Raw genomic sequence first — 412 nt, forward strand, 5'->3', positions numbered from 1 at the left:
CGGCAGACACGCGCGGTGGCCGCCGCCCTGCACGCGGGGCGCCGCCCCGTCCCGCCGCGCGTCCACTCGGCCCGCTCCCGCTACATGGACGCGGTGCTGCTGCACGCCCTCGACCACGGCCGGGTGGACGGTCCGGCCTTCTTCACACGGCTGTTCACCCACGTGCCCGCGCCGCGCCTGCTGCGTTTCCTGGACGGACGCACGGGGCTGGCGGAGGACCTGTCCATCGGGCTGCACGTGCCCGTCCCCGCGATGCTCGCCTCGGCGCTGGCCCTGCCGTTCGTCCCGCGCCGCACCGCTCCCGCCGCCCCGCCGCCCTCCACGGCCTGACCCCCGGCCTCCGACACCGCCCGCCCCCTGCCGCTTCCTCCTGCCTCCTCATCCTGCCCCTGCCCCTGCCCCTGCCCCTGCC

The 412-nt window shown here is 78.2% G+C and carries 1 protein-coding gene; it reads left to right on the forward strand.

Translation table 11 applies throughout. The annotated features are described in order from the left end of the window. A partial coding sequence (locus AAW13_RS43900; RefSeq protein WP_240528946.1) for a lycopene cyclase family protein occupies nucleotides 1-330 on the forward strand: 330 nt, incomplete at its 5' end. Between the last annotated feature and the right edge of the window lie 82 nt (nucleotides 331-412).

Origin of the sequence: Streptomyces humi (assembly GCF_001005085.2) — a bacterium.
GTDB lineage: Bacteria > Actinomycetota > Actinomycetes > Streptomycetales > Streptomycetaceae > Streptomyces > Streptomyces humi.